The following is a 4,985-nucleotide window of genomic DNA, read 5'->3' as shown; positions in this document are numbered from 1 at the left end:
GCTGATGGCAACGACGAGATAAATGTTGGTAAAACTGATGGCTCTTTAGTACCGGGCACTATAGAAGCTAAAAATATCGTAGGCGTTGGCAAGTTAAATTTCAATATGCCTAATGGTTACAACGGCGATCCGGCTCTTAAACTAACTGGCAATACCCCTACAAATCTAATCGGTACCGACGTTAAGATAAATAATGCTCAAAAAGATAAAGACTATACCCTAATTAAAGGCAACGCTGCTATAAATTTCCAAGATAAAACCACTCAAAAAGAGCAAGTCTATAACATTATAGACAACGCTCACTATCAATATGACGGCGAGACCTTTAGAAAGCAAAATAACAATAAAGAGCTTATCTATAGAGAAGGCACCATTACCGATGCTTGGAACGACAACGACTTTGATAGCAACGAGCTAACTAAGAATAAAGCAGATAATGCAGCTCAAGGCGGAACGCCTCTATTTGATAATAAAGGCAATACCGTAAATATCGTATCTACTGCAGGCGATCTAAGCACTAAATCCGTTTACGGCGGTGCGACACTAAGCGGTAGCACGGATGACGTATTTAACAATACCGTAAACATTAACGGTGCTAATACTAAAGAGATTTTCGCCGGTGCTTCTAAAGGTAGTGGCAAAGTTTACGACAACGTAGTAAATTTCAATGCAGGAAGCGTAGTAAATGCTATTAATGGCTCAGACGATGCATCTAACGCAAGAGGCAATAATAGCGGCAACACTCTTAACGTAAATAACGCTCACACTCAAAAAACCGCAGGCGATATTAAGAATTTCAACAATCTTAACTTTGATGGAATTTCTGCAAGCGCTAACGGAAGCGCAGCCACTGCGGCTTTAAATTTAACTACTAATGCCGATACGGACATTAATAATGCTAAATTTAAGCTAAACGGCGAAGAGTATGACGTAAATAAAGATACCTATGGCTCACTTAATATCGAAGAGGGTAAAGAGTATTATCTAGTCCATAATGCAGGCAATACCTTTTCGAATTTTACCGAGAAGGCGAAGCAAACAACCAATGAGTTTACTCTTAAAAATTCTACCTCTTACGACATAATGTTAAAAGGTTTGATCCAAAGCAGCGACGATCAGTCTATCTTGATTCAAGGAAATAAGCTTACTTCAAGAAAAATTTCCAATGACGGCAAATTCGACGGCGGAGAGATCAATAAATACGGAAATATCCCAAATCCTGTAATAAACGTAGTTAACGAAAATCCTTCTAATCCTACAGATTTTAACGGCTTAGATATCGACGGCGGCAACAACTCTACCGTAAATTTAACCGGCGGCAATAATATCGGAAATATTACCGGCGGAGCTGGAAGCACTCTAAATGTAGGTAAAGATACTACCAATCCGGCAGCTCCTAACTCTATAACCGCTAAGAATATCGGAGGGTTTGACGATATCAATATCTTTATGCCTCCTACCGTTAAAGACGGCGATTCGATGATTAAGCTTACCGATCCTACGGCTAATACTGATCTAAGCAATATGAGAGGCAAGATCACTGCTTACGTTAGTGGCAATACCGATGTAGGAGATACCAGCACGATCCATCTGATAGATAAGCAAGGAAGCGGACGATTACTTCTTCCTAACGCAGATCACTTGCAAACCAAAGTACAACAAGGAGCTACCATAGATTATGAAACATATGCTATGGTAGATGCAAACGGAAAAGCATTGGATCTTAAATTTAGCGGCAAGAAAAAAGTAAAGGATGACGCTAAATCCTTCGCCGAAACCCGTGCCGCAAGCTTAGCTAGCTTAAAGAGCGGAAGCGAGTTAATCACTAACTACCTAGATAAACTAATACCTGACGGTCATTTAGAGCTATTTCCTTTTGCTATAAGCGAAGCTTATGATCTAAGGTATGAGACGGGCTCGCACGTAAATTCCAAAGGCTATGGAGTAGCAGCAGGCCTTGCCAGCTTAACTGAGAATTTCGCAGGAGATATCTTAAGCGGAGTATTCGTTGAATATGGAAAAGCCAACTACGATAGCTACTTAGATAGCGGTCTACATGCAGACGGAGATAGCGAGTATATAGGCGGAGGCTTGATGCTAAAGCAAAACTTTACTAGCGGCACCTACCTTGATGCAAGCTTTCACGTAGGTAAGATAAGCAGCGACTACAATAGTAACGACTGGACCTATGCCATAGCTCCTGGAGTATTAGCTCATAATGAGAAGTTTGATATCAGCTCAACCTATATGGCTACTCATATAGGAATAGGTCAGATCTTTGATCTAAGCGAAAGAAACAAGCTAGACGTTTATACTAAATGGCTATATGCTTACACGGATGATGCCGATGCTACTATAAGCTCTGGCGAGAGATATCACTTTGATAGCGTTACATCTAATAGAGTAAGAGCGGGTCTTAGAGATACTATAAATCTAAAAGATGAGCATAATCTATATGTAGGAGGCGCTTATGAGTATGAGTTTAGCGGAGATGCTAAAGCATCTACTATGGGACTTGACGCTCCTAAGCCTAGCTTAAAAGGTTCAACCGGAGTATTTGAAGCCGGCTATAAATACGATAGCAAAAACCTTATCCTTAGCCTAGGCGGCAAGGGCTACATAGGCAAAACAAGAGGCGGCGCTATCAATGCAGGGTTTGAGATTATGTTTTAAATAAGAGATGTGTAAGCCATAGCTTGCACATCTATAAAATCAAATCCTATACTTAAAATTTCAGGGGCGATAGATTTCTCGCCCCTTTTTAAATTTAGATGCTATGCAGATGATCCCGTTTGTGGCGCATGAAGAAACCATCGATCTTGCAATGCAAAACGGGATAAATTTCATAGCTTCACTCTTATGCGATAACGATCTTATTAAACGCGCCGTATCCGCCCGCGTGAAATTTTACCGCAAGCGCCGCAAGATAATTCATAAAATTCTATACCGCTTTAAAATTCTGCGATACTAAAGAATTTAGGCTCAATTCGCAGAGGAATTTCATAGTCTACTTTATCTTTAAAGAACTGGCGCAATCTTAGGTTCTTTTATCAAAGCCAAAAAGCTTGTCAAAGCGGCAATACCATCATTATTGGCTTTTATTTATATCCTGCGCTTTATATTTTAAAAGTAAGCTACGAAATTTCGAAGTAAAAGTGAAATTATATAAGAAAGATCTTGCAAAACTTAAAATTATAAAATTTTAAAACTGTTTGTCTTAGAATTTATAAGCAAAATTTCGTAAGATCTAAATTTTTAAAATTTTAAAATTCCGTGCCTTAGAATTTCAAATTTCAACTTACGCTTCTCATTAAGGTTTGGGCTAAATTTTAGGCAATTAAATTTTAAAATTCTGCGCCTAAATCTTGCCTGCGAATTTTAAAATTATCCAGCATAGTTTCGATCGTTCGCTTCAAAGAGGCGACCTGTTATAAAAATAAAAGTTTACTCTACGCAAAATAAGTCCCGGCACAAGCTTTGCTTTAGCTACACAAAGCCTTAAATTTAGACCTTGACGGCAGGCAAAAATCTAACTGCTTACGATATAGAATTTCAAGCGGTATTCATAGCGTTGTAAACCTACATTTGTTATAATTTTATAGTTTGGTAAACGGGTTATACAAACGAACGGTCTATAAGTTTAAGATCTGCTTTTTCGCAATTTGATACTAATAGAAAATATTTGATATCTCGTTAAGCTATGGGTTTGAGCCTACTTTTTTGTGATTTTATAGAGTAAATTTCCGATGCTTTGGATTATCTGCACGAGTACGATCAGGATCACGACGGTGTATGCCATTATATCGGGGCGAAAGCGCTGAAAGCCGTAGCGGATCGCCACGTCGCCGAGCCCACCACCGCCGACCGTGCCCGCCATCGCCGTAAATCCGATGATGACGATGAGCGTGAGCGTAATCGCACCGATGATGCTAGGTAGCGCCTCGACGAACATCACGCGAAAGATAATCTGCGTCTTGCTCGCGCCGAAGCTCTTCGCCGCCTCGATCACGCCGCTATCGACCTCCAGCAGCGCGCTTTCGATTAGGCGAGCGATGAAGGGCGCCGAGCCGATAGTAAGCGGCACGATCGCCGCGGTGGTGCCGATGCTCGTGCCGACAAGAAGCTTCGTAAGCGGAAAGAGTACGATTAGCAAAATTATAAACGGAAAGCTTCGCAGCGTATTTATCGCGACGTCCAGCACGGCGTAAACGAGGCGGTTTTCGCACAGCCCGCCGCGACGCGTAAGGATAAGCACGATCGCAAGCACGAGCCCCAAAATAAACGCCAAAGCCGTGCTTACGAAGGTCATATACAGCGTCTCCAGCGTCGCGTTTAGCAGCAGCTTCGGAATCACTCCGCTAAAAAAATTTTGTATCCACTCTATCATTTATGTCCTTTCATTTTGTGCTTGCTTGCGCTATATCGAGCTTTTGCGCCGCTTTAAAATTTTTTGAAATTTTAAAATTTCGCTGCAGCAAATTTTACGCCTTAAAATTTTAGCCCTCGCATGGCGATAAATTTTATAAAATTTTATCGCTTTTAGCTCTAAGTTTAGACGAAATTCCATCTAAATTTAACGCGCGACCTAAAAACCAAAGCTATAAATTTTAAAATTTCACTTCGCAGCGTTGCAAGATACAAAGCCTAAAGCCGAATGCAAGACGCTATGTTAAAACGCCATAGCCGCTCAAACTATCCGACTAGCCGCGAAACCATCTACTTGGCTACCAAACGTCCTACTCACACCTTCCGTATCTAGACATTAGTTCTGCCTTTTTGATATTAAAGCTCGCTTTTTGCGCATGATCTTTAAGGGCCAACTCCTTTTTTAAAGAGGCTATTAGAGAGTTTAAAACATCTATCTTTGAGCTTTCGTTACCGGCATTTAATCTTTTTTGCATAGTTAGGATATCTTTTGAAATTTTAGAGGAATTGGATAGGATTTTATCGTATTCGTCCTTTTTGGATAGAAATAGTTTAAGATC

At 40.5% G+C, this 4,985-nt stretch carries 4 protein-coding genes; 2 read left to right on the top strand and 2 right to left on the bottom strand.

Features of this window, described 5'->3' with window-relative positions:
- Together Q0413_RS06885 and Q0413_RS06880 are read left to right on the top strand one after the other, a co-directional pair.
- A partial coding sequence (locus tag Q0413_RS06885) for a hypothetical protein (protein WP_298988244.1) occupies positions 1 to 2,673 on the top strand: 2,673 nt, incomplete at its 5' end.
- A 109-nt stretch (positions 2,674 to 2,782) separates the two neighbouring features.
- Complete coding sequence (locus tag Q0413_RS06880; protein WP_298988243.1) at positions 2,783 to 2,971, top strand: hypothetical protein; 189 nt, start codon at positions 2,783 to 2,785, stop codon at positions 2,969 to 2,971.
- Positions 2,972 to 3,712: 741 nt separating this feature from the next.
- Here Q0413_RS06880 and Q0413_RS06875 read toward each other — a convergent pair.
- The gene (locus tag Q0413_RS06875) at positions 3,713 to 4,387 is read right to left on the bottom strand and encodes a methionine ABC transporter permease (protein ID WP_298988242.1); all 675 of its coding nucleotides are present in this window, start codon (positions 4,385 to 4,387) and stop codon (positions 3,713 to 3,715) included.
- A 349-nt stretch (positions 4,388 to 4,736) separates the two neighbouring features.
- Positions 4,737 to 4,985 (bottom strand): hypothetical protein (locus Q0413_RS06870; protein ID WP_298988241.1); only part of this gene is annotated, 249 nt, incomplete at its 5' end.

The sequence above is a fragment of the uncultured Campylobacter sp. genome (assembly GCF_938045465.1).
Taxonomy (GTDB): Bacteria; Campylobacterota; Campylobacteria; order Campylobacterales; family Campylobacteraceae; genus Campylobacter_B.
The sequence above is the reverse complement of the archived record's forward strand: the minus strand, read 5'-3'. Positions and strand labels throughout refer to the sequence as shown.

What these genes read in the sequence shown, in the direction of transcription:
- Q0413_RS06880 (WP_298988243.1), top strand. Translation starts at nt 2,783, where the DNA reads ATGATCCCGTTTGTGGCGCATGAAGAAACCATCGATCTTGCAATGCAA.
- Q0413_RS06875 (WP_298988242.1), bottom strand. Translation starts at nt 4,387, where the DNA reads ATGATAGAGTGGATACAAAATTTTTTTAGCGGAGTGATTCCGAAGCTG.